This is a genomic window from Pseudomonas sp. 05T35, from assembly GCF_056396605.1.
The window spans coordinates 1-491 of record NZ_JBFTLU010000948.1 but is presented as its reverse complement, the minus strand read 5'-3'; the positions used below and the strand labels follow the sequence as shown (position 1 = coordinate 491).

1 protein-coding gene is annotated in these 491 nt (G+C 62.7%); it reads right to left on the bottom strand.

All coding sequences use genetic code 11. From position 1 onward, the window contains the following. Positions 1-491: Ig-like domain-containing protein (locus AC1DH9_RS30845; RefSeq protein WP_477809547.1), on the bottom strand; the 491-nt coding region annotated here is incomplete at both ends.

Sequence of the window (491 nt, the reverse complement as noted above, 5' to 3'; positions counted from 1 at the left end):
GTATCGGCCACTGCCACCGGTGCGTCGTTGGTGCCAGTGATGGTCACATCCACCGTGGAGCTTGAGAGCGCCCCGTGTTCGTCCTGCATCTGGTAAGTGAGCGTCACGTGTTCGACCGCACCCTGCGCCAGATGGTCGAAATCGCTTCCCGGGGTGAACACCAGCTGGTTTTCGACCACGCTGGCTGTGCCCTTGCTCGCTGGCGCGCTGACCGAGTTCAGCGTGAACGCGTGACCGTCGTCGACATCGGTGTCATTGGCCAGCACGTCGATGSTCAGGGTCTGGTTTTCCGTACCGGCGGCCGTATCGGCCACCGCCACCGGCGCGTCGTTGGTGCCGGTGATGGTCACGTCTACGCTGCTGGTCGAGATTGCGCCGTGCTCGTCGCTCATGGTGTAGCTGAGCGTGACACTGGCCGTGGCGCCTTGCGCCAGGTGATCAAAATCAATACCCGGATTGAACTGCAACTGGTTGCCGACCACGCTCACGCT